Here is a 25,072-nt window from a genome sequence, read left to right on the forward strand (position 1 = left end):
GTCGATCCCCGGAACCACTCGTCCAGGTTGCATTGTGAAGGGATCGTTACGGCCACTACCTGTGGGTCGTCCCCGGCTACAGTAGTTGATCGACTCGGTAGTGGCGGGCGTGCGCGCGGGGCCGTAGGCCTGTAGCGCGTGCGCGCGGCCCCGGCTTCGGCCGGGGCCGCTCTTGAATCCTGTAGAGCAGTTTTGAGCCAGTCGGATCTTGGTCGAGGGCCTTGGTCCGGCCGGCTCACTGCTTCGGTGCGCGGTTGCGGCTGCTGCGGGGAGGCGGCTGTCGTGCCCGCCATCGTGGCGGCGCCGATCCATGGCGCTGCGGCGACACCGAACGTCCCTGCCGCCGCGATCTTCAACACGGCCCGCCGGTTCACTCTTTCCACGAATTCTCCTTCACGTGGGTCGGGACGGAACCGGGACGACGCGGACTGCGGGCGCGGCGGCGGTGCGACACCGACCGCGACGGCGCAGGCGGCCGCAGTCGCGTCCCCGGCGGCATCAACATGAGAATGGCATCCACAAGACCCCGCCCCGCTCGACTGCCAGCGAATTGACGTCCTGTTTCGCAGAAACTTCATCCATGTTTCGGATGCTGTCAATGCCATGTGGGTCGTTGGCATCCGTCGATGTGTGCGCGGGCTGGCGGGGTCGGCCGGCGGGCCGAGCGGCAGGATGGTGCCAATGGCCATTGATCCGCTGGTGCTCGCCGACGTTCTGGACCGGTTACGTCCGGAGGTGCCGGGCCTCGAGGGGACGGGTGGGCGCCGTCGGTGCAGGGCGCGGTGGGGAAGGTCGTCGGCGTGCGCGACGGGGTCGGGTCGCCGTACGTGTTGAAGGTCTATCCCGCGACCGCCCGGCGACGACGGGACACCGAGCTGCTGGCCCAGCGACTGCTGGGTGACGTACCGGGGATCGTGGGGCCTCGACCGGTGGGGCACGGACAGCTCGACGGAGCGGCGGGGGTCAGCTTCCTGCTCATGACCCGCCTGGACGGGGTGCGGTGGGCGGACCGCCGCGCGGATCTCGACCCGGCGCAGACGACGGCGCTGACCCGCGAGGTGGGCCGGGCGCTACGACGGCTGCACACGGTGGCCGGTCGACAGTTCGGTGACCTGCTCGACGACGGCCCGTGGTGGCCCACCGCGTGGGACCGCGTGGCGGCCCGGACCGGTGACCTGATCGCGGAGCACCTGGCTTCCGGCGGCCCGCCGCACCTGGCCGACCGGATCCGACGCTTCGTCGAGCGCCACCGGCCGGCAATGGCCTCATGCCCGGGGCCGGTGCTGTGCCACAACGACTTCATCGACAGCAACCTGCTGGTCCCGGCCACCGGCGAGCCCCTGCTCTGCGGAGCCGTCGACCTGGAACGCGCGTCCTGGAACGACCCGCTGAGCGACCTGGCCCAGACCCGGCTGCACGTACGCCAGCACCGACCCGCCGACACCACCGTCCTGGTCGAGGGGTACGGCGTCGACGGCCCTGACGAGCACCGGCGGCTGGATGTCCACGAGGTACTACACGCGCTGGCGGAGCGGAACTGGGTCGCCTACGACCGTCCCGCCGGCTGGCGGGAGTCGATCGCCGCCCTCGACGACCTTCTGACCGACCGCACCTGATCAGGTGAGCGCGTCCAGGGCCTTGGCGTACGCCGGGGGGACGAAGTTCGGCCCGCCCGGGGTGAACACGTCGGAGTCCGCCGCCGCCGACCAGGCGGTCTCCGGGACCGCCTCGACCAGAGCGCGGACCACCGGCGCGTCCCGCCACTGCTCCTGCTCGGCCAGCAGGCTCAACGCCACCACCGACTCCTCGACCTCGCCGACGCACTCGAACGGCTTGTGCCCGTCCACGCCGAGCAGTTCCCGGTAGCCGGGGATCTGCGTGTCGTCGGCGAGCAGGTCGCCGCCGAAGATGTGGGTGATCCGCTCCCGGGGCACGAACGGGGCGAGAGCGAGGAAGACGAACCGGCACTTCGGGCAGTTCCGGCACCAGCGGGCGCTCGGGTCGTGCAGTTTGAACGCGGCGTTGCAGCTGGTCACCACGTCGTCGTACCGGGTGAAGGCGGCGAAGAGCCGGGCGATGTGCAGCTCCGACAGGGAGCGCAGCAGCGAGAAGTACGGCTCGGTGAGCCCGGCGTGCTCGGCGAGCGCGGCGCGGAGCAGCCCCTCCGCCTCGACGCCCTTGGACCACTGGTGGTTGATCTCGTGACCGTTCCAGACCAGGTTCGGGTCGGACGCGGAGCGCTCGTTCGACATCACCACCGGCCCGAGTCCGTGCAGGACGGCGGTGGCGACGGCGATCAGCGAGTTGATCGCGGTAACCGGGATGTGGCCGTTGAGCCCGCCCGCCTTGTTCAGCGCGAACAGCGCCGGATCGAGCCGCCGCCGGGCGGCCACCGGGGCCAGGCCGGACGCCGCGTTCACCGCGTCGATCACGTGGTTCGGGTTGACCGAGAAGGGCACCGGGTCCATGCCGGCCCGGCGCAGCGCCTCCAGGCTGACGATGGAGTCCTTGCCGCCGCCGACCGCCGAGAGGGGACGCCGGTCGGTGGTGTCCACCGTGGCCACCGGGGGCACCGAGCCGGTCGGGATCTCCGGGGCCAGCTCCAGCACGTACGGCAGCTGGTTGCGGTAGGCGTACTCGGCGAGGCCCTTGGTGTAGACGGCGGTGAGCAGCGCGGCGGCGGCCGGGCCGAGCGGCGCGGGCGCGACCAGGCGGGGCGGGGCGGCGGCCTTGTAGTAGCTCACCCCGGCGGCCAGGTGCAGCAGGTCGAGCACCCGGTCGAGGGTGGCGAGGGTGGCCTGCGACGGCGGCTCGGGCGGCGGCGGGAGGGTGATCACCTCGGTGAAGCGCAGCTCGCCGTCCGGGCCGGTCAGCGCGTAGTCCAGCCGTACCTCGCCGGTGGCCGGGTCGATCGAGCGGGACGGGAAGGTGAAGGCGTCCATCCGCCGGAGCTGTTCGTTGGGCACACGCCATACTAGGCCGTGACAAATGAGCCCGTACCCGGCTGGAGGAGATCCCCTGTGCGCCTGTCTGACCTGCGCGGACGTTCCGTCGCCGTCTGGGGCACCGGCCGGGAGGGCCGGGCGGCGGTGACCGCCGTCGCCGCCCACGGCCCGGCGGAGCTGGTCGCGGTCGACGACAGCGCGAACTTCCTCTCGCTGGACTGGTCCGGGCCGCTGGCCGAGGCCGCGCCGCTGGTCACCGGGGAGGAGGGCTTCGCCCGGCTGGCCGCCGCCGACGTGGTGGTCCGCTCGCCGGGTGTGCCACAGACCCACCCGTGGCTGGTCGAGCTGCGCCGCCGGGGGGTGACCGTCACCGGCGGCAGCGCGCTCTGGATGGCCGACCACGCCGCGCGCACCGTCGGGGTCACCGGCAGCAAGGGCAAGAGCACCACCTCCAGTCTGATCAGCCACCTGCTGACCGCGCTCGGCCGGCCGAACGTCTTCGGCGGCAACATCGGGGTGCCCCTGCTCGACCTGCCCGAGGCCGAGCTGTACGTGCTGGAGCTGTCCAGCTACCAGTGCAGCGACCTGACCGACTCGCCCCGGGTCGCGGTGGTCACCGCCCTGTTCCCCGAACACCTCGACGCGCACGGCGGCGAGCGGGAGTACTACCGGGACAAGCTCAACCTGCTCGCCCACGGCCCGGAGACGGTGGTGGTCAACGGCACCGACGAGCGGCTCGCCGCCGAGCTGGGCGACCGTCCGGCGGTGCGCGCCGGCCGTCCCGACGGCTTCCACGTCGCCCCCGGTCCGGACGGCACGCCGTGGTTCCACGCCGCCGACCGTCCGCTCTTCGGCCGTACGACGCTGCCGCTGGTCGGGCGGCACAACGAGGGCAACCTGTGCGTGGCCCTGGCGGTGCTCGACGCGCTCGGCGTGGACGTGCCGGCCCGGTCCGACGAGGTCGCGGCGGCGGTCGCCGCGTTCCGGGGACTCGCGCACCGGCTCACCGAGATCGCCGACCCGTCGGGGCTGACCTTCGTCGACGACACCCTCGCCACCAGCCCGTACGCGGCGATGCACGCGATCGACGCGTACGAGGCCCGCCCGTTGACCGTAATCGTCGGCGGCACCGACCGGGGACTGGACTACACCCCGCTGCGGGAGCACCTGGCCGAGCGGGAGATCACCGTGATCGGCATTCCCGACAGCGGTCCCCGGATCGTCGAGGCCCTGGCCGGGCTGCCCCGGGTGCGTACCGAACTCGCCGACGACCTGGTCGCGGCGGTCCGGCTGGCCCGCAAGCTCACCCCCGCCGACGGGGTGGTGCTGCTGTCCCCGGCCGCGCCCAGCTATGGCCGGTTCCGTAACTTCGAACACCGCTCCGAGGTCTTCGCGGAGGCCGTCCGAGACACCGCCTGACCTGCCCTTTCCGCCCTCCGGCATGATGGGCGCGGTCGGGCGCCGGGAGACCTGGCGGTTCCGGCGGGAGGGGGACGGTGTGGGCGTCGCGGTGGTCGACCAGGACTGGCCGAAGGCCCGGCGGGCGGTGCTGGCCGACGCGGCCGGGGTCGGGGTGGCGGTCGGTGCGCTGGGGCTGTCGTTCGGGGCCCTGGCCGTGGTGTCCGGGTTCTCGGTGTGGCAGGCGTGCGCGCTGTCGTTGTTGATGTTCTCCGGGGCGTCGCAGTTCGCGGTGATCGGTGTGCTGGCGGCCGGCGGAGGAGCGTTCACCGGCGCGGCCACGGCCACCCTGCTGGGCGTGCGCAACGCGCTGTACGGGCTGAACCTCTCGTCGCTGCTGCGGGTACGCGGCCTGCGCCGGCTGTTCGGGGCGCAACTCGTCATCGACGAGAGTTCGGCGATGGCGCTGGCCCGCGACGAGCCCCGGCAGGCCCGGCTGGCGTTCTGGGCCACCGGCGTCTCGGTCTTCGTGCTCTGGAACCTGGCCACCCTGGCCGGTGCGTTCGGTGCGCAGGTCCTGCCCGACCCGGAGGCGCTCGGGCTCGACGTGGCCGCTCCGGCGGCGTTCCTCGCCCTGCTGATGCCCCGGTTGCGCGACCGGCGGCTGTGGGCGGTCGCCGTCGCCGCCGCGGCGACGGCGCTGCTCACCGTTCCGGTGCTGCCCGCGGGTCTTCCGGTCCTGGCGGCCGGACTGGTCGCGGTGGTCGTGGCCCTGCGCGGCCGGCGGGACCGGCCTGACGCTGCCACCCGCCGCGCGGATTCGCGCGAGAGTGCCGAGGTTGCACCGGTACCGGGCGCGGGTCGCGGTGGTGACCGCTGATGTGGACCGCGATCCTGCTCGGCACCCTCGGGGTCTACCTGCTCAAACTCGCCGGCCTCGCCGTCCCGCGGTCGGTGCTGGAGAAGCCGCAGGTGGAGGAGGCCTCCGCCGTGCTCCCGGTGGCGCTGCTCGCCGCCCTCGTCGCCGTGCAGACCTTCGCCACCGGAGGGCACCTGGTGCTGGACGCGCGGGCGGCCGGCTTCGCGGTCGCCCTGGTGGCCGTGCTGCTGCGCGCGCCCTTCCTGCTGGTGGTCGCGCTCGGCGCGGGCACCGCCGCGCTGCTGCGCCTGCTCACCTGAGCCGGTGGACGCCGACCTCAGGGTCGGGCGGGCGTGGCGGCCGGGGTGAACTCGGCGACGACCTCGTCGCCCTCGGCCGCGTCGGTGGGCGTGAAGCCCGCCGACTCGTAGAGCCGTCGCGCGGCGGTGTTCTCCGGGTGGTACGACAGCCGGATCACCCGGCACTCCGGCTGCGCGGCCAGCCAGGCCGTGACGGTCCGCAGGACGGCACGCCCGAGTCCCCGGCCCTGCTCGGCCGCGTCGATCAGCATGCCACCGAGCCAGTACGCACCGTCCTCGTCGTCCACGCCCCACATGACGTGCCCGACCACCGTGTCGTCGGCACAGACCGCCAACGAGGTCCAGACGTTCTCGCGCGTGGACAGCAGCAGGTAGCGGGCCGCCAGGGCGGCGACGTAGGCACGTTGGTCGTCCCGGGGCGCGATGTCGGCGACGGCGCGCCAGTTCTCGTCGTCGACGTCGCGCAGCGTGACGCGTCGTCCGGTCCGGTCGTGGAGCCCGTGGTCGATCACCGGCCGATGTTAGGCCCGGCCGGTCGTCGCCCGCGAGCCCTATTCCGCCTGCCACGCGGCCGGCCGGCACGGGGACGTCTCACCGGCCCGGCACCTGCCCGACGGGTGGTTGCCGCCGACGGTCGGCGGCGGCCCGGTCCGGCGGCGGCGGCCACTCCTGGCCCAACCCCAGGTCCACCACGTCGCGCAGGCCGGGGACGGCGGGCGGCACCGGGGCGTCGAAGGTGAGGAACCAGGACTCGACGTGGTCGTCCAGCACCCCGACCATCGCCGGCAGGAACGCGGTGACCAACGGCCGGGAACCGACGCCGAGGTCGCGCAGTACGCGGGCGCGCGGATGATCGCCGAGGGTCAGCCGGCCGCCCCGCCGAAGCCCGACCCGGCCCGCGAGCCGGATCCGGGACCTGACGAGCAGGCCGCGGAAAGAGCCGTAGCCGACCGTCCGGAACCGGACCGGCAGCGGCGTACGCGCCGGGCGGGGCGCGTCGATCCGCAGCACCATCCGCCCGTCCAGGTCGTACTGGCTGCTCACCGTGTCGGCGTCGACGAGGAAGTCGAGGCTGGCCCGTCGCTTGGGCATGCCCCAGATGCCCAGGCCGCCCTTGACCGAGATCTCCGTGCTCACCGGCAGGTCGTGGATGTAGACACCGAGACCGGTCAGGCCGCGTCGGCAGGGCACGCCGACGCAGAGTTCGATGTACCGGCCGATGTCGGTGTCCTGGTAGTCGACCACGGTGACGAGCAGCAGCGCGTGCCGGCCGATCCGCAGTGGACGCAGCTCCCGGCCGGGCAGCAGCTTCCGGACCGCGTCGGCGTCGGCCCGGAACAGCGCGGTCAGCGACGGGCTGCTCCCGGTGGCCACCGGCATCCGGAACGGGATCCCGTCGACGTTCGCGTACCGGCCGCGCAGCCGGCGTTCCCGGCGGGAGAACGACATCGTGCCTCCTTGTCAGACGTGGATCGGAGCCGCCAGTTCCCGCAGGATCAACGGGAAGACGTCCCGGTCGGCGTCCTGGCCGAAGAACAGGTCCAGGTGGCCGTAGTCGGGCAGCACGTGCAGCGCGTGCCGGCCCGGGTCCCGGCGGGAGAACAGCGCGTGGGTGCGGATCTGGCTCTCGGGCAGGAAGCACCGGTTGCGTTCCCCGGCGATGAAGACGATCCGGGCGTCGGTCCGGGGCGGCTGCCGCAGATAGTCCTCGGGCAGGCCGGGCAGCCGCTCGTACGACACCAGGTGTCCCCGTTCGACACAGCGGGCCATCTGCCGGAAGAACGCCATCGACACCTTTCCGAATTCGTACGGAATAAACTCGTCGTGGGTGGCGGCGTTGAGGTTCTCGTGTCGCCACAGTGCCGGAAAACCGCTGCCGTAGGTGAAGCTCACCATTTTGCACACCAGGTTGTCGCATTCGTGGTGCGTCAGCCGGACGAGTGCGGTGAGCAGTCGGGCGAGCGGTTCGTCGGGGCGGACGCGCCCCCACGACGGGTCCAGGTATTCGAGGAACCGGCGCACCACCGGCACGGCCCACCGCAGCTTGGCCCGCGACCAGGCCGGCACCACGGTGTGCAGGCTGACCGCACTGGCCACGATCGTGTCCACCTGCCCGACCAGCCCGGCGCAGGCGGACATCATGAACGACGTCGATCCCTGGCAGTGGATGACCGCCTTGATCCGGTCCGCTCCGGTCCTGGTCACGACCGTTCGGACGGCGGCCGGGTGGTCGTGGCGGGCAGCCTGGTCGAGCGTCCACTCGCAGGGTGGCAGGGCGGTGCTGGCCCGCCAGTTCTCCAACCACACGTCGTATCCGGCGGCGATCAGCGCATCGACGAGCGTGGTGCGTATCGGAGCGCGGAAGATTTCTGCGCTGACTCCGGCCCCGTGCACCAGCAGCACCGGGCCTCGGCTGGGCGGGCGGTCGCCACGAACGTTGACGAGATTGAGTGGACGGCCGTCGTCAGCCTGGAACGGCACGACGTGATCGGTGGTCCTGAGGTGCGGCACAGTCACTCCCGGAGGTGTCGGAAATCGCCACTCGGGGCTGCTGCCAACCATATTCTGTGGTCGTTGTCCGTACCGGCACAACAGGAGATCCGGCGGCCCGCCGAATGGTGTCACCGGGCAGCGGAACGGGCACCGGTGACCGGACGCGGCCGGAGAGGGCGGGTGGGCGGGAATGGGACAGGACGAACACGTCGACGTCGTCGTGGTCGGGTCCGGATTCGGCGGCGCGGTGGCGGCCTACCGGTTCGCCCGTGCGGACCGGCGGGTGGTGGTGCTGGAACGCGGCCGGGCGTACCCGCCGGGCAGCTTCCCCCGCGCGCCTGCCGGCCTCGGCCGTAACCTGTGGGACCCGAGCGAGGGCCTGCACGGCCTGTTCGACGTGTGGAGCTTCCGGGGGCTGGACGCCGTGGTGAGCAGCGGGCTCGGCGGCGGATCACTGATCTACGCGAACGTGCTGCTGCGCAAGGACGAGAAGTGGTTCGTCCAGGAGTCCCCGCTGCCCCGGGGCGGCTACGAGCACTGGCCGATCAGCCGGGCCGACCTGGACCCGCACTACGACGAGGTGGAGCGGATGCTCGCTCCGCAGCGCTACCCGCTGGCCGTCGCCCCGTACCACGACACCCCGAAGACGGTCGCCATGCGGGACGCGGCGGCCCGGTTGGGACTGGACTGGGACCTACCGCCGCTGGCCGTGCTGTTCGCTCCCCGCCCCGGGGACCCTCCGGTGCCGGGCGCGCCGATCCCCGACCCGCCGTACGGCAACCTGCACGGCCTGCCCCGGCGCACCTGCACCCTGGTCGGCGAGTGCGACATCGGCTGCAACCAGGGCGCGAAGAACTCCCTGGACCACACGTACCTCTCCGCCGCCCGGCACCACGGCGCGGACCTGCGGACCCGGTGCGAGGTGCGCGAACTCGCCCCCCGCCCGGAGGGTGGCTACCGGGTGTCGTACGTGGTGCACGACCCGGCCCGCCAGGGGCGGCGCACCGCGACCCGGCGACTGCCGCTGCGTACCCTCACCTGCGACCGTCTCGTGCTCGCCGCCGGCACCCTCGGCACCACCTGGCTGCTGCTGCGCAACCGGGCGGCGTTTCCGGGGTTGAGCCGGGCGCTGGGCACCCGGTTCAGTGGCAACGGCGACCTGCTCAGCTTCGTCACCCGGGCCCACCACGTCGGCGACGGGCACCGGTCCCTGGAGGGCTCGAACGGCCCGGTCATCACCAGCCGGATCCGGGTGCCGGACCAGCTCGACGGCGGGCCGCCCGGCCGGGGCTACTACGTCGAGGACGCCGGCTACCCGGTCTTCGCCGACTGGCTGGCGGAGTCCAGCCAGCTCTCCGGGCAGGTCCGGCGGGCCGTGGTCTTCGCGCTGCACCGGCTCGGCGCGTTCGTCCTCGGTTCGGCCCGGACCAACGTGTCGGCCCGACTGGCCGCGCTGATGGGGCTCAGTGAGCTGTCCGACGGGTCGCTGCCGTTGCTCGGCATGGGACGCGACGTACCGGACGGGGTGATGCGCCTGCGCCGGGGCCACCTCGACGTCGACTGGACCACCGCCACGTCGACCGGGTACTTCACGGCGCTGCGCGCCACCATGCGGGACATCGCCGACGCCCTGCGCGGTGACTTCCACGACAACCCGTTGAGCCTGCTGCGCAAGACCGTGACCGTGCATCCGTTGGGCGGTGCGCCGATGGGCCGGCACCCCGGCGAGGGGGTGGTGGACGCCGACGGCCAGGTGTTCGGGTATCCCGGCCTGTACGTCGCCGACGGGGCCGCGATGCCCGGTGCGGTGGGCGCGAACCCCTCGTTGACCATCGCCGCCTGGGCGGACCGGCTCGCCGAGCGGGCCCTGGCGCCCGCCGGCCGGTCGGTGGCCGCCGGGCCCGGGGCGCCGGGTCCGGTGACCCCGCTGACCGGTCGGGTGGCGACCAGCCTCTCCTTCACCGAGGAGATGCGCGGCCACGTCGCCCGCGGCGTGGCCGACCCGGTACGGGGCGAGCAGGTCGGTCGGGCCCGGGACGAGTCGCTCGGGTTCCATCTGACGATCACCGCCGACGACATCGACTGGTTCGTCGCCGACCCGGGTCACGAGGCGCGTGCCACCGGCTGGGTCGACGCGCCGGCGCTGGGCGGCCGGCTGCCGGTGCTACAGGGCTGGTTCAACCTCTTCGTGTCCGACGGGGGGCCGGGGCGCCGCAGCATGTGCTACCGACTGCACCTGCGCGGCCCGGACGACATGCCGCTCACCCTGCTCGGCCGCAAGGACGTGCACGACGACGCCGGCTTCGACGTGTGGCGGGACACCTCGACGCTGGCGACCCGGTTGGTACGCGGACACGTCGGGCCCGGCCGGGACGACGGCGACGTGCTGGCCGCCGGGCGGCTGGCCCTGCACCTGCCGGACTTCCTGCGTCAGTTGACGACCTTCCGGACCGAGGGCCCCGAGCCGGCCGCCGCGCTGGCCCGCTTCGGGCGGCTCTTCCTCGGCGAGCTGTGGGAGGTCTACGGCGACCGGGTGACGGTCGGCCGGACTGCCTGACCGGGACGGGCCGGCGGCACGTCGGCCCCCGCCGGCCGACCGGTCAGCGTGGCGGCTCGGGGGTGGACGGCCGACCGGTCAGTGCGGCCGGCCGGGAGTGGGTGGACGGCCGACCGGTCAGTGCGGCCGGCCGGGGGTGGGCGGGATCCGTACCGGGGCTTCGATGAGCTGGGGTTCGAGCCGCCCGGGGCCGGCGGGGACCAGCCGGGGCCCGGCGTCCCCGTCTGCCGGACGCCAGGCGCGGACCGAGCGGCGTACCCCGATCGGGTGGACGGTGAGCAGGCCGTCCGTGCCGACCTGCAGCCGCAGGAAGCCCTTGTAGTCCTCGATGGCCTGGGCGGCGAACAGTTCGTTCTCGTTGACCCGCCACGCGGAGACCGCCAGCAGCCAGGCGGCCAGCAGGACCGCGGCGAGGACCGCGCCGACGACCGTGACGGCGGCCACCGCCCAGGCCCGGGCGGGCCACCGCCAGTCGGTGACCACCGTGGCGAAGCCGACCACCGCCGCCAGCGCGGGCGGCACCTGGACCAGTGCCAGGGTCGTGCCGAAGGCGAGCCGGCGCAGCCGCCCGCCCGACCGGGGCCGGGCGAAGGCGAGGCAGCCGGCGAACGCCACCGCGAGCAGGGCCCCGCTCCACAGCCAGGACCGGGTCAGGCCGGAGATGCCGAGCAGCCCGTAGAGGGTGGCGAAGACCGGTAGCAGGGCGACGTTGCGGAGCGGGAGTCGCCAGAGGACCCGGCGGGCCTCCCGGCGCGAGTCCGCCGGTGACGGCCAGGTCCCGCCGACCCGGACGTAGCCGATCTGCGCGGTCTTGTCGGCGTCCGGATCCAGCAGGCGGGCCGACACCGCGATCCGTTCCGGGAGCAGGTGCGTCGCCGCGGTGTACGCGCCGCCGATCCCGGCGGTGATCAGCATCGGCCCGTCGCCGCTGCGCCGCTGGTAGCGGGCGTAGTGGTGGGTGTCCCCGGTCAGGAAGACCCGGACCTGGCGGGCCCGGTCGCCCAGGCCGGCGCTGAGGAAGTGCGCCAGCCGGTCGGTGGAGGTGCCCGTTCCCTGGTACCAGCTCGGCACGGCGGTGCAGACGATGATCGACGCGGTCGGCTCGATGCCGGCGGCGACCTGCCGGAAGTACTCCAGCTGCGGCCGGTCGATGTAGGTGTCGAGCTGGATGTCGATCGCCAGCAGCCACCAGCCGTGGGGCAGCCGGAGGGCGAAGTAGGAGCGCCTCTGCCGGGTCCGCCAGCCGCCGATCTGGTCCTGCTGGCCGAAGACCCGCAGGAAGGCGGTGAGGCCGTCGTACCAGTCGTGGTTGCCGGGCACCGCGTACAGCCAGGGACGGTGGCCGTCGGCACCGTCCGGCGGGCACGGGTACGCGGCGGTGTAGACCCGGGTGGTGCGCTGTTCGTAGCCGGTCGCGTCGGCGTACGGGTAGACCTGGTCGCCGCCCATGATCAGCGCCGTGCCCCGGGGCAGGACGCCGCCGTCGGTGTCCAGCGGCAGGTCGCTGGCGATCAGGCTGGCCACCGAGTACGTCGCGTCGAAGCCGTCGCCCAGGTCGGCGACGTAGTCGAACCAGAAGTCGCCGGTGCCCTGGTCGTGCCGGAAGACCGGCTGGTCGAACGCCGCCCCCTGCTGCGCCTCCCGCTTGTCGGCGTACTGGCCGAAGATGCTGGCGAGTAGCGCTCTGGTGCCGGTCCGGGTCAGCTCGTGTGGTCGCAGCCACCGGACCGCGGCCAGTCGGACGAGGTCGTGGTCGTCGGCCGCCGCCCGCCGGATCCGCGCCCCGATCATCTGCCTGAGCCGCGACACGCCTCCACTCTAATTGTCCGGGATGTTACGTACGGTGCTTTGTCGCGGAGCGGAGCAGCCGCAGCAGCCCCGCCCCCACCAGGTACGCCACCAGCGCGGTGACCGGCAGGCCCAGCGGCTCGGGCGCGTCCTTCGGGGTCACCGCGTTGACCACGAGGGCGGCGACCACGGCCCCGTACCCGGCCACCGTCAATCCGCCCCGGACGCGCCGGCCCACGAGGCCCCGGCCGGCCCGGTGCCGCGCGCCGGTCGGGCCGCCGCCGCGCCGGCCGGCGCGGGCCTCCACCGGGCCGAAGACCGCGACCAGCGCCGCCAGCACCACGACGAGCATCAGCAGCCACGGCACCCGCCAGGCCAACCAGGCCGGCGAGTCGACCGGCGGGGTGGGCAGCAGACCCACCGCGTCGAGCCCGCCGACCAGCAGGATCGCCGCACTGAGGTGCCAGAGGAAGACGGTCAGCACCACCGCGTTCACCGCGATCACCGCCTGCCACGGGCCGGGGCGACGCAGCCAGCGTTCGGCCGGGGCGCGGAGCACCATGATCAGCCCGAGCTGGGCGGTGGCGAGGACGAGCAGCGCCAGGCTCGGCGGTGCGGCGTTGTCGAGCCGCTCGCCGGGGACGTTGAGCATGCTCACCGGGTACGGACCGACCGTGGTCAGCAGCACCAGCACGGCCACCCCGCCGAGCAGCAGCGCCCAGCCCACCCGTGGGGTCGGCGGTAGCCGGCGCAGTGGCCGGTCGACGCCGTGCCGGGCGTCGTACCAGGCGTAGCCGAGCTGGTGCACGGCCAGCCAGCCGAGCAGGTAGTTGCCGAGGGCGAGGGTGGCCGGACCGGTGGCCCGGCCCAGGTCGCCCAGCGCCACCAGGGCCGCCAGCGCCACCGGCACGGCGAAGCCGGAGCGCTCGTGCAGGGCGTACGTGAGCGGGGCGAGCGGGACGACCGCCAGGTACGCGGAGAGGAACCACAGCGGCACGGTGGCGAACCACACCACCGTACGCACCGTTGAGGGCTCCGCACCGGCCAGCCGGCCGACCAGGGCCCCGCCGGTGAGCACCAGGAGCAGCAGGGTGGTCGGCCGGATCAGCCGGGCGCTGCGGTCGAGCAACCAGTCGGTGGCGTCGCCACCCCGGGCCCGGCGGGCGGCCAGCGAGGCGGCGTTGGCGTAGCCGCCGACGAGGAAGAAGACCGGCATCACCTGGGCCAGCCAGGTCAGCGGGTACGCCCAGGGCAGCTCCGGCAGGGCGGAACGCGCGGTCGGGCGGCCCGCCGCGTCGTGGCCGAGCACGGTGACCGTCCAGTGGCCGAGGACGACCATGGCGATCGCCACGGCCCGGAGCAGGTCGACGAGGCGTTCCCGGTCGGCCGGCGTCCGCTCCGCGAGCTGCCGCAGGCGGCGCATGGCGTCAGGCTATGCCACCGGACACCGGTCCGGTGCGCCGAAACCCGGTCCCGCCACCGGTGGCACAAGCAGCCCGTGCAGCGCCTCGGGATCCGTCACCCCGGGCAGGTCGCGGGCGGCGAGCCAGGCGGCGGCCCCCGCGCCGTCGCCGGCCCGGCGCAGAAGCGCCTCCGGCCAGCGGCGGCGCAGTTCGACCTGGAGCGCGGTGGCCAGCGGGGTGTCCCCGGTGAGGAGTCCGCCGCCGAGGACGAGCGGACCGGTGGCGTCCGGTGGGCGGATCCGTGAGGCACTCTCCGCCAGGTGCCCGGCGGCCTCGCCGACCAGGGCGACGGCGGTCGCCTCGTCGCGCCGGGCGGCGTCGACGACCAGCGGGGCCAGCCGGGCCAGCTCGACCGGGGGACGTCGGGTGACCGCCTGCACCAGCGCGTCGACGGTGTCCCGGGGGCGGGGCGCGATCTCGGCGTGCCCGAGCAGTTCGGTGAGGACGCGGACGCCGAGGGGCCCCGGCCGGTGGGCCCGGTCCAGGTCGGCCAGCACCCGCCGGACCGCCTCACGCCCCAGCCAGAAGCCGGAGCCGGCGTCGCCGAGCAGCCAGCCGTGTCCGTCCGCGACCCGGTCCAGCCGCAGTCCGCGTACCCGGGCGGCGATGGCTCCGGTCCCGGCGATGAGCACCGTGCCGTCCGGGTCGGGGCTGCCGGAGGCGTAGGCGATCAGGGCGTCGCTGTGCACCGTGTACGGGCAGCGCAGCCCGACGTCGTGCCAGGCCCGGTCGAAGGCGTCCCGCCCGGCGGGGTCGGCGAGGAGCCGCCCCGCCCCGGCCAGCCCGATCACCCCGGCGGCGACCCCGGCCGGGTCGGTGCCGGCCAGCGCCGCGCGCAGGGCGGTGCGGAGTTCGGCGGCGGCGCGGTCGGCGCCGTGGCTGGTGGGGTTGCCGCCGCCGGCACGTCCGGTGCCCAGGCGATCACCGGTGGTGGTGACCACGGTGGCCCGGGTGGAGGTGCCGCCGACGTCCAGACCGACCACGACGCTGGCGGACATGCCGATGAACCTCCGGGAGATCGTGACGGGGGCGATTCATGCTGGTCGACCGGCGTGCGGCTGGCAAGGGGCGGCCGGGCCACGGAGCGTGTGGCCCGGGTAACAGTTTGAAAACTTCGCCCACGGTCTTGACACGGAGGGCCCTTTAGTAAGAACTTTTACCAATAACAGTTAACACTCTTTTCGGAAAGGCGGGCTCCGATGGTCGGTCACGAGGTGGACGCCACCGCGGCCGCGGTGGTCGACACCGAGGGGCCCGACCGCCGGGCTCCGCTCGGGGTCGCCTCCGACGGTGTGCTCGCCCGCGTCCGCACCGGCGTGGACGAGCTGACCGGGGCGCTGCGCCGGGTCGCCGAGCACGTGCTCAGCGACCCGGAGGCGGCGGCCCGGGCCACCATCGTGGAACTCGCCGAACGCAGCGGCACCTCACCGGCCACGGTCACCCGGTTCTGCCGGGCGATGGGCTTCGAGGGCTACGCCGACCTGCGGCTCGGCATCGCCGCCGAGACCGGCCGGGCCCGCTCCGCGGGCTGGACGGTCGACATCGGCCGGGAGATCCAGCCCGGCGACCCGCTCGAACGGGTGCTCGGGCAGATCATGGCCGCCGACACCCGGGCCATGCACGACACCGCCGCCCGGCTCGACCTGGCCGAGGTGGAACGGGCCGCCGTCGCCGTCGCCGGAGCCGATCGGGTGAACATTTTCGGGGCCAGCGGCAGCGCGCTGGTCGGCGAGGAGATGCAGTTCAGCCTGCACCGCATCGGCGTGGCCGCGTGGGCCTGGAACGACGTGCACGAAGGGCTGGCCAGTGCCGCGCTGCTGCGCCCCGGCGACGTGGCGCTGGGCATCTCGCACACCGGGCAGACCCGGGAGACCATCGAGATGCTCGCCGAGGCGGGCAGCCGGGGCGCGACCACCGTCGCGCTGACCGGTTTCCCCCGCTCACCCCTGGCCGAACTGGCCGACGTGGTGCTGCTCACCGCCAGCCAGGCCACCACCTTCCGTCCCGACGCGTTGTCCGCCCGCCACCCCCAGCTCGTCGTGCTCGACCTGCTCTACGTGGCGGTCGCGCAACGCACCCACGCCCGCGCCCACGCGGCGTTCCGACGTACCGCGCAGGCGGTCGACGGGCACAAGGCCGCGCGGGGGGCCCTGCCATGACCCACGACCGGTGCCCCACCGGGCCGGCCCGCCGCACCGACTGACCCGACCCGGGGGCGATCGACCCTTCGTCCCGATCCGACTTCCACGCCAGGCCCGATCCGACTCCCATGTCAAGGAGAGACGACGATGTCCGTTACCCCCGAGCTTCCGGCCGAGCTGAGCCGCCGTACCGTGCTGCGCCGCGCCGCCGCCGCGGGCCTGCTGGCCACTCCGGCCGTCGGCCTGCTCAGCGGCTGCGTCGGCGGCGGCGACGACGAGCCGGTCGAGCAGGCCGCCGGCGAGAAGTCCGCCACCAACCCGCTGGGCGTCAAGGAGGACGCCCCGCTGGAGGTGGTCATCTTCAACGGCGGACTGGGCACCAAGTACGCCACCGACGTGCACATCCCGTCGTACAAGAAGGCGTTCCCGAAGGCGGAGGTGAAGCACTCGGCCACCGAGGAGGTCGGCACCGTCCTCCAGCCCCGGTTCACCAGCAACACCCCGCCGGACATGGTCAACAACGCCGGCTCCAAGCTGCTCGACCAGGGTGCCCTGGTGCAGGCCGGCCAGGTGCAGGACCTCACCGATCTCCTCGACGCCCCGTCGCTCAACGACCCGTCGAAGAAGGTGCGGGACCTGCTCGTCCCCGGCACCGTCGAGCAGGGCACCTTCAACGGCAAGCCGTTCGTGCTGAACTACGCCTTCACCGTCTTCGGCCTCTGGTACGACGCCGCCCTGTTCGAGAAGAACGGCTGGGCCGCGCCGAAGACCTGGGCCGATTTCACCGCTCTCTGCGACAAGATCAAGGCCGCCGGGATCACCCCGTACTCGTACGCGGGGGCGAACGCCGCCTACTACCAGTACCTGGTCCTGCTCACCAGCGCTGCCAAGATCGGCGGGCCGGACGTCCTCAAGAACATCGACAACCTGGAGGACGGTGCCTGGCAGGCCGAGCCGGTCAAGCAGGCCGCCGCCGCGTGGGCCGAGATCGGCGCGAAGTACGGCAACAAGGCGCACCTCGGCCTGAAGCACACCGAGGTCCAGCTCCAGCAGAACCAGGGCAAGGTCGCCTTCTACCCGAGCGGGTCCTGGCTGGAGAACGAGCAGGCCAAGGACACCCCGCCCGGCTTCAAGTACGCGGTGACGCCGGTCCCGAGCGTGACGGCCTCCGACGCGCTGCCGCAGACCGCGATCTACGCGGCGGCCGGCGAGATGTACTTCGTGCCCGCCAAGGGCAAGAACCCGCGCGGTGGCATGGAGTACCTGCGGCACATGCTCTCCAAGGCCGGGGCCAAGGGTTTCACCGAGCTGACGAAGGTGCTCACCGTGGTCCAGGGCGCCGTTGACGGCCTCGACATCTCGCCCGGCCTGACCAGCGGCAACGCCATGCTCGGCGCCGCCGGCAAGGACTACTTCAGCTACCGCTTCGACACCTGGTACAAGAAGCTCGACGACGAGGCCCGTGCCGCCACCAACGAGCTGATGTTCTCCGGGGGCTCCGCGCAGAAGTTCTGCGACCGGATGCAGAAGGCCGCCGACGCGGTGAAGAAGGACTCCTCGATCGAGAAGTTCAAGCGGTGACCCGGGCGTAGCGAGGCGAGCGGAGACGAGACAACCATGCGGCATGGCAGGTACCCGTTCATCGTCGGCTTCCTGGCGGCGCCGGTCGCGATCTACGTGACCTTCGTCCTCGGGCCGTACGCCCAGGCCTTCTACCTCGCGACCACCAACTGGCGCGGGGTCAGCGCGAACCCGGAGTTCATCGGTCTGGAGAACTTCAGCCGACTGCTGGACGACGACGTCTTCTGGAAGGCCATCCGGCACCACGGGCTCCTGCTGCTCGCCCTGCCGCTGCTCACCATCGCCATCGCGCTCTTCTTCGCCTTTATGCTCAACGTCGGCGGAGGGAGCCGGGGCGGGGTGATGACCGGGGTCCGGGGGTCGAGGTTCTACCGGGTGGTGTTCTTCTTCCCCCAGGTCCTGGCCGTGGTCATCGTCGGGGTCATCTTCAGTCGGGTCTACGCCCCGGACGACAGCGGCCTGCTCAACGGTGCGCTGAGCGCGGTCGGCATCGACCCGGTGCTCTTCATGGCCGATCCGGACATCGCGCTCTGGTCGATCATCGCGGTGCTGGTCTGGCAGGCGGTCGGCTTCTACGTGGTGCTCTTCTCCGCCGGCATGTCCTCGGTGCCGAAGGACATCTACGAGGCGGCCACCATCGACGGGGCCGGACGGGCGGCGATGTTCTTCCGGGTGACCCTGCCGCTGCTCTGGGACACCCTCCAGGTGGCCTGGGTCTACCTGGGCATCGCCGCCTTCGACGCGTTCGCCATCGTGCAGGTGCTCTCGGTCGACCAGGGTGGCCCGGACGGGGCCACCACCGTGCTCGGCATGGAGATCTACCGCAACGCGTTCAGCTACTCCCAGTTCGGCTACGCCTCGGCGATGGGCGTGGCGCTGTTCTTCCTGACGATCACGTTCGCGGCGCTCACCCTGCGCGTCAGCAAGCGTGACACGATCGAGCTGTAGAGGCGGCACCGATGACCACGGAGATCGCACCCAGCGCGCCGGCCGCCCCGGCCGGGTCCGCCCCGGCGGGCCGTAAGCACACCGCCGCCCGCCGGCAACGTTCCGAGGTGGGGCTGCTGACCGGGCTGGGCCACCTGGCCCTGCTGGTCTGGGCGATCCTGGTGATCGCCCCGCTGCTCTGGACGGTTCTCGCCTCGTTCAAGAGCAACACCGAGATCTTCCTCGGCAACCCGTTCGCGCTGCCCGGGGAGTTCACCTTCGGCAGCTACCGCCGGGCGTGGAGCGAGGCGAACGTCGGGCGGTACTTCCTCAACAGCGTGTTCGTGGTGACGCTGAGCACCGCCGGCACCATGCTGCTCGGTGCGATGGCCGCGTACGTGCTGGCCCGCTACCCGTTCCCGGGCAACCGGGTGATCTACTACCTGTTCGTCTCCGGGCTGGCGTTCCCGGTCTTCCTCGCCCTGGTGCCGCTCTTCCTGGTGGTCAACAACCTCGGGCTGCTCAACACGTACACCGGGCTGATCCTGGTCTACATCGCGTACTCGCTGCCGTTCACGGTGTTCTTCCTGGCCGCGTTCTTCAAGACGCTGCCGCAGTCGGTGGCCGAGGCCGCGATGATGGACGGCGCCTCGCACACCCGGCTGTTCTTCCAGGTGATGATGCCGATGGCCCGGCCCGCCCTGGTCAGCATCGCGATCTTCAACATCATCGGGCAGTGGAACCAGTACCTGCTGCCGGTGGCGCTGATGCAGGGCGAGGGGGCGGACCGCAAGTGGGTGCTCACCCAGGGCATCGCCAGCATCTCCACGTCCGCCGGCTACCAGGCCGACTGGGCGGCGCTCTTCGCGGCGCTCACCCTCTCCATCCTGCCCATGATCATCGTGTACGCCTTCTTCCAGCGGCAGATCCAGTCCGGCCTCACGGCCGGGGCGGTCAAGTAGTCCACCGTGGTCGCGGCGGCGGCTGCCCGATCGCCGCCAGGTGCGACCGACTGTCGCCCGTCGCGCAGCCAGGTCCGCAGGCCGTCGCCGAGGGGTGGGCATCCCGTCTGGCCCTACCGCACCTCGACGGTTACGCCGAGCCCGGAAAGGTCACCCATCAACTCGGCGGCACCGGCCACCGTCTTGCGCTGGGCTTCCTCGCGGACGGTACGCGCCGTGGTCACGATCAGATCGGCCAGCTCGGCCAGCTCGGCCAGCGCGAGTTCCCGGTAGGCGTCCCCGTTGAAGGTGATCCGGGTCACGCCGTGCCCGCCCACGGTCACCGACAGCAGCTTCTTCTTGTCCTCCACGGCGGTCTTCCCCCGGGCTCCGCGTCGGCCTACCTGATCGGCCGTGGCCTCCACGTCCGCCAGGGCCGATCGCATCTCCGCCAACAGTTCCTCTTCGCTCAACAAGGTGCTCATTCCAATACCTCCTTAGTTGTTGCACGGCTGGCCGTGGCGATGGGTTCACCCTGGTTCCCAGTGGTTCGCCGCCCCCCCGGGTACCGGCGGCGTTCGTCCGGGGTCATCCTCACCGCCGGAGCCCACGACGTCGTCTTCCCCCACGTTCCCAGGGTGTCGCGCTACTGGAACTGGCCCTACATGCTGGTCGGCGCCGGCCCCGAGCAAGCCCTGACCTGGCGCATGGGTGGTCACATGCGCCACCCCCGCAAATCGTTAGGGCCGGTGTCGAAGTGCCGCCGTACGCGGGCCACCCCACCGGACCGGAAGGCGTGTCGGTGGGCGGGTGCAGGATGGGGGCGTGCTGGTTGCGGTCACGGCGGGGGAGGACGGCGCGGGCGTGCTCTGCCCGCTGCGCCCCGACGGGCAGCCGGCCGGGCCGCCCGAGCCGGTCGATGACCTCGCCGCCGCCGTCGCCGCGCGGGAGGCCGCCGCCCGGCCCCGCTGGGTCTGGGCGTCCGGCGCGACGCTCTACCCCGCGCTGCTGCGCGCCGGGGTCCGGGTCGAGCGCTGCCACGACGTCGAGCTGACCGAGGCCCTGCTGCTCGGCTACGCCGGCCGCTGGGGCGAGCCGCGCTCGCTGGCGGCGGCCTGGGCCCGGCTGACCGGCGCGCAGGTGCCGTCCGACCCGCCGCCGCGTCAGGCCGCGCCGCCCGGCGACGGTCAGGGTGCGCTCTTCGACGCGCCGTCCGGGCCGCCCGGTCCGGGCATCGACGCGTTGACCCGGGTGTACGCCGACCAGCTTGCCCGGATCGCCGCGACCACCCATCCGGGCCGGTTCCGGCTGCTGGTGGCCGCCGAGTCGGCCGGCGCGCTGATCGCGGTGGAGATGGCGGCGGTCGGCCTGCCCTGGCGGGTCGACGTGCACGACGCCATCCTCACCGCGCTGCTCGGCGAGCCGTCCCCGGTGGGCGGGCTGCCGCGCCGGCTGGCCGAGCTGGCCACCCGGATCGCCGACGCGTTCGGGCTGCGCCAGCTGCACGCCGACTCCCCGGCCGAGCTGCTGCGCGCCTTCGCCCGGGCCGGCATCGACCTGCCGAACACCCGGGCCTGGGTGCTGCGCGGGGTGGAGCATCCGGCGGTGCCGTTGGTCCTGGAACACAAGGAGCTCTACCGGATCTGGACGGCGCACGGCTGGGCCTGGTGCGACGCCTGGGTACGCGACGGCCGGTTCCGCCCCGAGTACGTGCCCGGCGGCGTGGTCTCCGGCCGCTGGGCGACCCGGGGCGGCGGGGCGTTGCAGATCCCGAAGGTGATCCGCCGGGCGGTGGTGGCCGACCCGGGCTGGCGGTTCGTGGTCGCCGACGCCGGTCAGCTGGAGCCCCGGGTCCTCGCCGCGGTCTCCGGCGACCGCCGGCTGGCGGCGGCCGGCGGGGCGGGTGACCTCTACGCCGCCCTGGCCCGGGACGCCTTCGGCGGAGACCGGGGCCGCGCCAAGCTGGCCCTGCTCGGCGCGATGTACGGGCAGACCGGCGGGGCGGCGGTCCCGGCGCTGGCCGCCCTGCGTCGGCACTATCCCACCGCCTTCGGGTACGTCGAGGCGGCGGCGCGCACCGGCGAGGCCGGCGGGCTGGTCCGCTCCTGGCTGGGCCGGACCTGCCCGCCGCCCGGGTCGACGGGGTTCGCCGAGGAGGGGCCGGGGGAGGAGCCCGGGGGCGACCCGCAGAGTCCCCGGTCCCGGGCGGCGAGGTCACGGGGGCGGTTCACCCGCAACTTCGTCATCCAGGCGACCGCCGCCGAGTGGGCGTCCACCCTGCTCGCCATGCTGCGGACCGCGCTGGCCGGCACCGATGCGGAGCTGGTCTTCTTCCAGCACGACGAGGTGGTCGTGCACTGTCCGGCGGATCAGGCGGATGCGGTCGTCCAGGCGGTGGGTGAGGCGGGCACCCGGGCGGGAGCGCTGCTGTTCGGGGACACCCCGGTCCGGTTCCCCCTGGACCTGTCGGTGGTCGACTGCTACGCCGACGCCGACTGACCGTCGGCCGGGTGCCGGGTGCCGGGTGCCGGGTGCCATGGTGACGGGGTCGACGGTCAGTGCCAGTGCTGGTGGTCGAGCACGCGACAGACCAGCACGGGCCCACCGGTCCGGGCCGAGAGCCGCTCCGCGTCGCGGACGGCGAACCGCTCCGGCCAGGTCGCACCCAGCATGAGGTGTCCGGCCGATCCGGCCGGCGGCAGGATCAGCTGGTACGGCCCGCTGATGGTCCCGGTCGACGCCCCGGTGCCCGGCGGCGGGTACGGGTCCGGCTGCGCCGATGTCGTCGTGCACGCGGTGACGGTGGTGGGCGAGCGCTAGGGCCGCGGCGGGCGTGCCGGCGGGTCGATCGGGGGCCAATCTGCCTGCGTTGTACTAAATATCCTATTCGCTCCCGCCACCGATCGGCCGGCGCGGTCGTTGCACCCGGTGTGCGAATCGCAGGAATGATCATCGCCGCAGGCGGGGGACGGCGGATCGGTGGACCCGAGGCGCTGCTGCGGCTCGGAAAGCGACCCCTGGTGGACCGGATGATCGACACGATGACCGAGGCGGGCTGCGCCCCGACCGTGGTCGTCCTCGGCGCGGCCGCCGACGAGGTGCGCCGGACCGCCGACCTGGACGGGGCGACGGTGGTGGTCAACCGGGCATGGGGGACCGGGGTCGGATCCTCCATCCGGGCCGGTCTCGCCGCGCTCACCGACGACGCCATCGAGGCCGTCGTGGTGGTCCCGGTGGACATGCCCGGCCTCACCGTCGAGGCGGTGCGCCGGGTGGTCGCCCTGCCGTACCCGGACGTGCTGGTCTGCGCGACCTACGGCGGTCTGCGCGGCTACCCGATGCTCTTCGGTCGCCGGCACTGGGCCGGCATCGCCACCCTGGCCCGCGCGGACGTCGGCGCGCGGCCGTACCTGCTCGCGCACAAGGACCTGATCGTCGACATCGCCTGCGACGCGGTGGCCGACGGCAGTCGGGTCGACTCCCCGGAGCTGATGACGCTCTACGGCCTCACCGTCCCGCCCCAGCGGATGGGTGCCTGAGGCCGTCCGCGGGGCGGTGCCGCTGGTCGTCGTCCTGACCGTGGCCGCCTGCACCCGCCGGCCGCCGCCGGCCCCGGTGCCGTCGCCCACCCCACCCGCCTTCGCCAGCGAGATCCGGCCGGTGACCGGGGCGGACCTGGCGGGCAGCTGGCGGCCGGGCTGCCCGGTCGCCCCGGACCGGCTGCGGCTCGTCCGGCTGACCCACTGGGACTTCGCGGGACAGTCGCGCACCGGCACCCTGGTCGTGCACGAGGCGGTCGCCGTCGACGTGGTCACCGTCTTCGACGCCCTCTTCCGGCAACGGTTCCCGATCCGGCAGATGCGCCCGGTGGACGTCTATGACGGGGACGACGCCGCGTCGATGGCGGCCGACAACACCTCCGGGTTCAACTGCCGCCGTGCGGTGACCGAGGGGGCGGCGAGCTGGTCGACCCACGCGTACGGGCGGGCGATCGACGTCAACCCGGTGGAGAATCCGTACCTGCTCGGCGACCGGGTGCTCCCACCGGCCGGCGTCGCGTACGTCGACCGGGGCGCGTACCGGCCGGGGATGGCGGTGCCGGACGGCGTGCTCGTCCGGGCCTTCGCGGCGGTCGGATGGTCGTGGGGTGGTGTCTGGTCCAACCCCGACTACCAGCACTTCAGCCGCGCAGGCTGACGTCCGGCCGCCCCGGCGGAGTCGCAGGCATCCCGGCACCTCGACCATCCGCATCGATTTTCCTGATTGCAAGCCTTGACATCGATAGATGTTTTTACCATTATTCCAGAATCCTGTAAGCGCTTTCAGTCCTCGCTCTCACCGCAGTTCACGGCCCGGTCCGGGTCGCCTGTCGAGGGCGGTCCCCCGGGAGGACGAACCAATGGCGAAGTGGACACGATCCCTGGTCGCGTTGGGCCTGGCCGCCGTCGTGATGGCCGCCGGGTGCGGACGTGACGACAGTGACGGCCCGACGGGCCCGGGCCGGAGCATCGGCGACGGCCCGGCCACCGGAGAGCTCACGGTGTGGGCGATGGGCACCGAGGGGGAGAAGCTCTCCGTCCTCGCCGACGCCTTCATGAAGGAGAACCCGGACGCCAAGGTCACGGTGACGCCGATTCCCTGGGACGGGGCGCACGACAAGATCGCCACCGCCATCGCCGGACGGCAGACCCCCGACGTCAGCCTGGTCGGCACGACCTGGATGGGGGAGTTCGCCGGCACCGGCGGGTTGGACCCGACCCCGGCCGACCTGGTCGACAAGGATGCCTTCTTCCCCGGCGCCTGGGACACCACGGTCGTCGACGGCACGTCCCACGGCGTCCCGTGGTACGTCGAGACCCGGCTGCTCTACGTCAACAAGGCCGTCGCCGCCCGGTCCGGGATCACCCACGCGCCGACCACCTGGGAGGAGCTGAAGTCGGCCCTCACCGCGTTGCGCACCCGGGGCGGGGCGAAGTGGGCCGTCTCCCTCCCGCCGGGCGGCCCCGGTTCCTGGCAGGCCGTCCTGCCCTTCGTCTGGCAGAACGGCGGGGACGTGCGCGCCGACGGGGTATTCACGCTGGACCGCCCGGAGACCGTCGAGGCGCTCGCCTACTACCGGTCCTTCTTCGACGAGGGGTTGGCCCCGAAGGACCTGGCGCAGGGTGCCCTGGAACCCGGGTTCGTCAAGGGCGAGATCGGTGCCTTCGTCTCGGGCCCCTGGCACATCGGGGTCCTCAAGGAGCAGGGGGCCGGCGACAACTTCCAGCTCTGGCACATGCCCCGCCGCAAGGCAGCCACCTCCTTCGTCGGCGGCGGCAACCTCGCCGTCTTCTCCGACGCGAAGAACCGCGCGGGCGCCTGGAAGTTCGTCTCCTACCTGTCCCGGCCGGACGTGCAGGTCACCTGGTACCGGACGGCGAGCGACCTGCCGTCGGTGAAGCGGGCCTGGGAGGACCCGGTCCTGCGGGACGACCCGCAGCTGCGTGCCTTCGGGGCGCAACTCGAGGACGCCAAGTCGCCCCCGGCGATCGCCACCTGGGAGCAGGTCGCCGCCGGCCTGGAGAGCGAGATCGAGCGCCTCACCCGGACCGGTGCGAGCCCGCAGGACACGGCCCGGGAGATGCAACGGAAGGCGACCGCGATCGGCGCGGGGTCCTGA

Annotated in this window: 22 protein-coding genes; 14 read left to right on the plus strand and 8 right to left on the minus strand. The window is 73.2% G+C overall.

The window, feature by feature from the left end; all coding sequences use genetic code 11:
• The first annotated feature begins 800 nt into the window (after positions 1 to 800).
• Positions 801 to 1,616 (plus strand): phosphotransferase family protein, encoded by an 816-nt coding sequence (locus GA0074694_RS19300; protein WP_176738007.1) that lies wholly within the window; start codon positions 801 to 803, stop codon positions 1,614 to 1,616.
• On the opposite strand, the gene GA0074694_RS19305 is transcribed toward GA0074694_RS19300, so the two are convergent.
• Positions 1,617 to 2,966 carry a MurL-like N-terminal domain-containing gene (locus tag GA0074694_RS19305; protein ID WP_091460405.1) on the minus strand — a complete coding sequence of 450 codons (1,350 nt, stop codon included), beginning with the start codon at positions 2,964 to 2,966 and terminating at the stop codon, positions 1,617 to 1,619. It abuts the gene before it with no gap.
• 54 nt (positions 2,967 to 3,020) lie between these two features.
• Here GA0074694_RS19305 and murD point away from each other — a divergent pair, with 54 nt between their 5' ends.
• From murD to GA0074694_RS19320, 3 genes are read left to right on the plus strand one after another with little or no spacing between them, the layout of a single operon-like run.
• Positions 3,021 to 4,364, plus strand: coding sequence for a UDP-N-acetylmuramoyl-L-alanine--D-glutamate ligase (gene murD, locus GA0074694_RS19310; RefSeq protein ID WP_091460408.1), 1,344 nt, complete (start codon positions 3,021 to 3,023; stop codon positions 4,362 to 4,364).
• Positions 4,365 to 4,386: 22 nt separating this feature from the next.
• Positions 4,387 to 5,223 carry an AzlC family ABC transporter permease gene (locus tag GA0074694_RS19315; protein WP_245714796.1) on the plus strand — a complete coding sequence of 279 codons (837 nt, stop codon included), beginning with the start codon at positions 4,387 to 4,389 and terminating at the stop codon, positions 5,221 to 5,223.
• Positions 5,223 to 5,522, plus strand: coding sequence for an AzlD domain-containing protein (locus GA0074694_RS19320; RefSeq protein WP_091460410.1), 300 nt, complete (start codon positions 5,223 to 5,225; stop codon positions 5,520 to 5,522). The genes GA0074694_RS19315 and GA0074694_RS19320 overlap by 1 nt, the downstream gene beginning before the upstream one ends.
• A 17-nt stretch (positions 5,523 to 5,539) precedes the next feature.
• Here the strand turns inward: GA0074694_RS19320 and GA0074694_RS19325 are convergent, their stop codons facing one another.
• From GA0074694_RS19325 to GA0074694_RS19335, 3 genes are all read right to left on the minus strand, one after another.
• Positions 5,540 to 6,034 (minus strand): GNAT family N-acetyltransferase, encoded by a 495-nt coding sequence (locus GA0074694_RS19325; protein ID WP_091460412.1) that lies wholly within the window; start codon positions 6,032 to 6,034, stop codon positions 5,540 to 5,542.
• Between the two features lie 79 nt (positions 6,035 to 6,113).
• Positions 6,114 to 6,971 carry an acetoacetate decarboxylase family protein gene (locus GA0074694_RS19330; RefSeq protein WP_091460414.1) on the minus strand — a complete coding sequence of 286 codons (858 nt, stop codon included), beginning with the start codon at positions 6,969 to 6,971 and terminating at the stop codon, positions 6,114 to 6,116.
• Positions 6,972 to 6,983: 12 nt separating this feature from the next.
• Positions 6,984 to 8,033, minus strand: coding sequence for an alpha/beta fold hydrolase (locus GA0074694_RS19335; protein WP_218105730.1), 1,050 nt, complete (start codon positions 8,031 to 8,033; stop codon positions 6,984 to 6,986).
• A 172-nt stretch (positions 8,034 to 8,205) separates the two neighbouring features.
• On the opposite strand from GA0074694_RS19335, the gene GA0074694_RS19340 reads away from it, so the two are divergent.
• A complete protein-coding gene (locus GA0074694_RS19340) occupies positions 8,206 to 10,572 on the plus strand; it encodes a GMC oxidoreductase (protein WP_091460417.1) in 2,367 nt (788 codons plus the stop codon).
• Positions 10,573 to 10,689: 117 nt separating this feature from the next.
• Here the strand turns inward: GA0074694_RS19340 and GA0074694_RS19345 are convergent, their stop codons facing one another.
• The 3 genes from GA0074694_RS19345 to GA0074694_RS19355 are packed head-to-tail and all read right to left on the minus strand — an operon-like array spanning position 10,690 to position 14,821.
• On the minus strand, positions 10,690 to 12,381 hold the full coding sequence (locus tag GA0074694_RS19345; protein WP_141714200.1) for a metallophosphoesterase: 1,692 nt from the start codon (positions 12,379 to 12,381) through the stop codon (positions 10,690 to 10,692).
• Between the two features lie 25 nt (positions 12,382 to 12,406).
• Positions 12,407 to 13,783 carry an acyltransferase family protein gene (locus GA0074694_RS19350; RefSeq protein ID WP_091460420.1) on the minus strand — a complete coding sequence of 459 codons (1,377 nt, stop codon included), beginning with the start codon at positions 13,781 to 13,783 and terminating at the stop codon, positions 12,407 to 12,409.
• Between the two features lie 9 nt (positions 13,784 to 13,792).
• Positions 13,793 to 14,821: an N-acetylglucosamine kinase gene (locus GA0074694_RS19355; RefSeq protein ID WP_091460423.1), complete on the minus strand. Its 1,029-nt coding sequence runs from the start codon at positions 14,819 to 14,821 to the stop codon at positions 13,793 to 13,795.
• Positions 14,822 to 15,022: 201 nt separating this feature from the next.
• On the opposite strand from GA0074694_RS19355, the gene GA0074694_RS19360 reads away from it, so the two are divergent.
• The 4 genes from GA0074694_RS19360 (at position 15,023) to GA0074694_RS19375 (ending at position 19,434) form a co-directional block, all read left to right on the plus strand.
• Positions 15,023 to 15,982 carry a MurR/RpiR family transcriptional regulator gene (locus GA0074694_RS19360; RefSeq protein WP_091460426.1) on the plus strand — a complete coding sequence of 320 codons (960 nt, stop codon included), beginning with the start codon at positions 15,023 to 15,025 and terminating at the stop codon, positions 15,980 to 15,982.
• Between the two features lie 129 nt (positions 15,983 to 16,111).
• Complete coding sequence (ngcE, locus tag GA0074694_RS19365; protein ID WP_091460428.1) at positions 16,112 to 17,545, plus strand: N-acetylglucosamine/diacetylchitobiose ABC transporter substrate-binding protein; 1,434 nt, start codon at positions 16,112 to 16,114, stop codon at positions 17,543 to 17,545.
• A 36-nt stretch (positions 17,546 to 17,581) separates the two neighbouring features.
• A complete protein-coding gene (locus GA0074694_RS19370; protein WP_091460431.1) occupies positions 17,582 to 18,493 on the plus strand; it encodes a carbohydrate ABC transporter permease in 912 nt (303 codons plus the stop codon).
• Positions 18,494 to 18,504: 11 nt separating this feature from the next.
• Positions 18,505 to 19,434 carry a carbohydrate ABC transporter permease gene (locus GA0074694_RS19375; RefSeq protein WP_091460433.1) on the plus strand — a complete coding sequence of 310 codons (930 nt, stop codon included), beginning with the start codon at positions 18,505 to 18,507 and terminating at the stop codon, positions 19,432 to 19,434.
• Positions 19,435 to 19,547: 113 nt separating this feature from the next.
• On the opposite strand, the gene GA0074694_RS19380 is transcribed toward GA0074694_RS19375, so the two are convergent.
• Positions 19,548 to 19,898, minus strand: coding sequence for a hypothetical protein (locus GA0074694_RS19380; protein ID WP_091460436.1), 351 nt, complete (start codon positions 19,896 to 19,898; stop codon positions 19,548 to 19,550).
• A 340-nt stretch (positions 19,899 to 20,238) separates the two neighbouring features.
• On the opposite strand from GA0074694_RS19380, the gene GA0074694_RS19390 reads away from it, so the two are divergent.
• The 5 genes from GA0074694_RS19390 (at position 20,239) to GA0074694_RS19405 (ending at position 25,072) form a co-directional block, all read left to right on the plus strand.
• Positions 20,239 to 21,912: a bifunctional 3'-5' exonuclease/DNA polymerase gene (locus tag GA0074694_RS19390; protein WP_091460441.1), complete on the plus strand. Its 1,674-nt coding sequence runs from the start codon at positions 20,239 to 20,241 to the stop codon at positions 21,910 to 21,912.
• 171 nt (positions 21,913 to 22,083) lie between these two features.
• Entirely contained in the window at positions 22,084 to 22,233 is a 150-nt protein-coding gene (locus GA0074694_RS31780) for a hypothetical protein (RefSeq protein ID WP_176738008.1), read from the plus strand.
• Positions 22,234 to 22,358: 125 nt separating this feature from the next.
• Complete coding sequence (locus GA0074694_RS19395; RefSeq protein WP_091460444.1) at positions 22,359 to 22,952, plus strand: nucleotidyltransferase family protein; 594 nt, start codon at positions 22,359 to 22,361, stop codon at positions 22,950 to 22,952.
• The gene (locus tag GA0074694_RS19400) at positions 22,945 to 23,610 is read left to right on the plus strand and encodes a M15 family metallopeptidase (RefSeq protein WP_091460447.1); all 666 of its coding nucleotides are present in this window, start codon (positions 22,945 to 22,947) and stop codon (positions 23,608 to 23,610) included. Before GA0074694_RS19395 ends, GA0074694_RS19400 begins: the two co-directional genes overlap by 8 nt.
• Positions 23,611 to 23,812: 202 nt before the next feature.
• Entirely contained in the window at positions 23,813 to 25,072 is a 1,260-nt protein-coding gene (locus GA0074694_RS19405) for a sugar ABC transporter substrate-binding protein (protein ID WP_091460450.1), read from the plus strand.

This window comes from Micromonospora inyonensis (assembly GCF_900091415.1).
In the GTDB taxonomy this organism is placed as follows: Bacteria; Actinomycetota; Actinomycetes; order Mycobacteriales; family Micromonosporaceae; genus Micromonospora; species Micromonospora inyonensis.

Excerpts from the sequence above, each read along its gene's own strand:
- GA0074694_RS19315 (WP_245714796.1), top strand. The coding sequence starts at position 4,387 with ATGATGGGCGCGGTCGGGCGCCGGGAGACCTGGCGGTTCCGGCGGGAG.
- GA0074694_RS19320 (WP_091460410.1), top strand. The coding sequence starts at position 5,223 with ATGTGGACCGCGATCCTGCTCGGCACCCTCGGGGTCTACCTGCTCAAA.
- GA0074694_RS19330 (WP_091460414.1), bottom strand. The coding sequence starts at position 6,971 with ATGTCGTTCTCCCGCCGGGAACGCCGGCTGCGCGGCCGGTACGCGAAC.
- GA0074694_RS19340 (WP_091460417.1), top strand. The coding sequence starts at position 8,206 with ATGGGACAGGACGAACACGTCGACGTCGTCGTGGTCGGGTCCGGATTC.
- GA0074694_RS19350 (WP_091460420.1), bottom strand. The coding sequence starts at position 13,783 with ATGCGCCGCCTGCGGCAGCTCGCGGAGCGGACGCCGGCCGACCGGGAA.
- GA0074694_RS19355 (WP_091460423.1), bottom strand. The coding sequence starts at position 14,821 with ATGTCCGCCAGCGTCGTGGTCGGTCTGGACGTCGGCGGCACCTCCACC.
- GA0074694_RS19360 (WP_091460426.1), top strand. The coding sequence starts at position 15,023 with ATGGTCGGTCACGAGGTGGACGCCACCGCGGCCGCGGTGGTCGACACC.
- ngcE (WP_091460428.1), top strand. The coding sequence starts at position 16,112 with ATGTCCGTTACCCCCGAGCTTCCGGCCGAGCTGAGCCGCCGTACCGTG.
- GA0074694_RS19370 (WP_091460431.1), top strand. The coding sequence starts at position 17,582 with ATGCGGCATGGCAGGTACCCGTTCATCGTCGGCTTCCTGGCGGCGCCG.
- GA0074694_RS19375 (WP_091460433.1), top strand. The coding sequence starts at position 18,505 with ATGACCACGGAGATCGCACCCAGCGCGCCGGCCGCCCCGGCCGGGTCC.
- GA0074694_RS19380 (WP_091460436.1), bottom strand. The coding sequence starts at position 19,898 with ATGAGCACCTTGTTGAGCGAAGAGGAACTGTTGGCGGAGATGCGATCG.
- GA0074694_RS31780 (WP_176738008.1), top strand. The coding sequence starts at position 22,084 with ATGAGGTGTCCGGCCGATCCGGCCGGCGGCAGGATCAGCTGGTACGGC.
- GA0074694_RS19395 (WP_091460444.1), top strand. The coding sequence starts at position 22,359 with ATGATCATCGCCGCAGGCGGGGGACGGCGGATCGGTGGACCCGAGGCG.
- GA0074694_RS19405 (WP_091460450.1), top strand. The coding sequence starts at position 23,813 with ATGGCGAAGTGGACACGATCCCTGGTCGCGTTGGGCCTGGCCGCCGTC.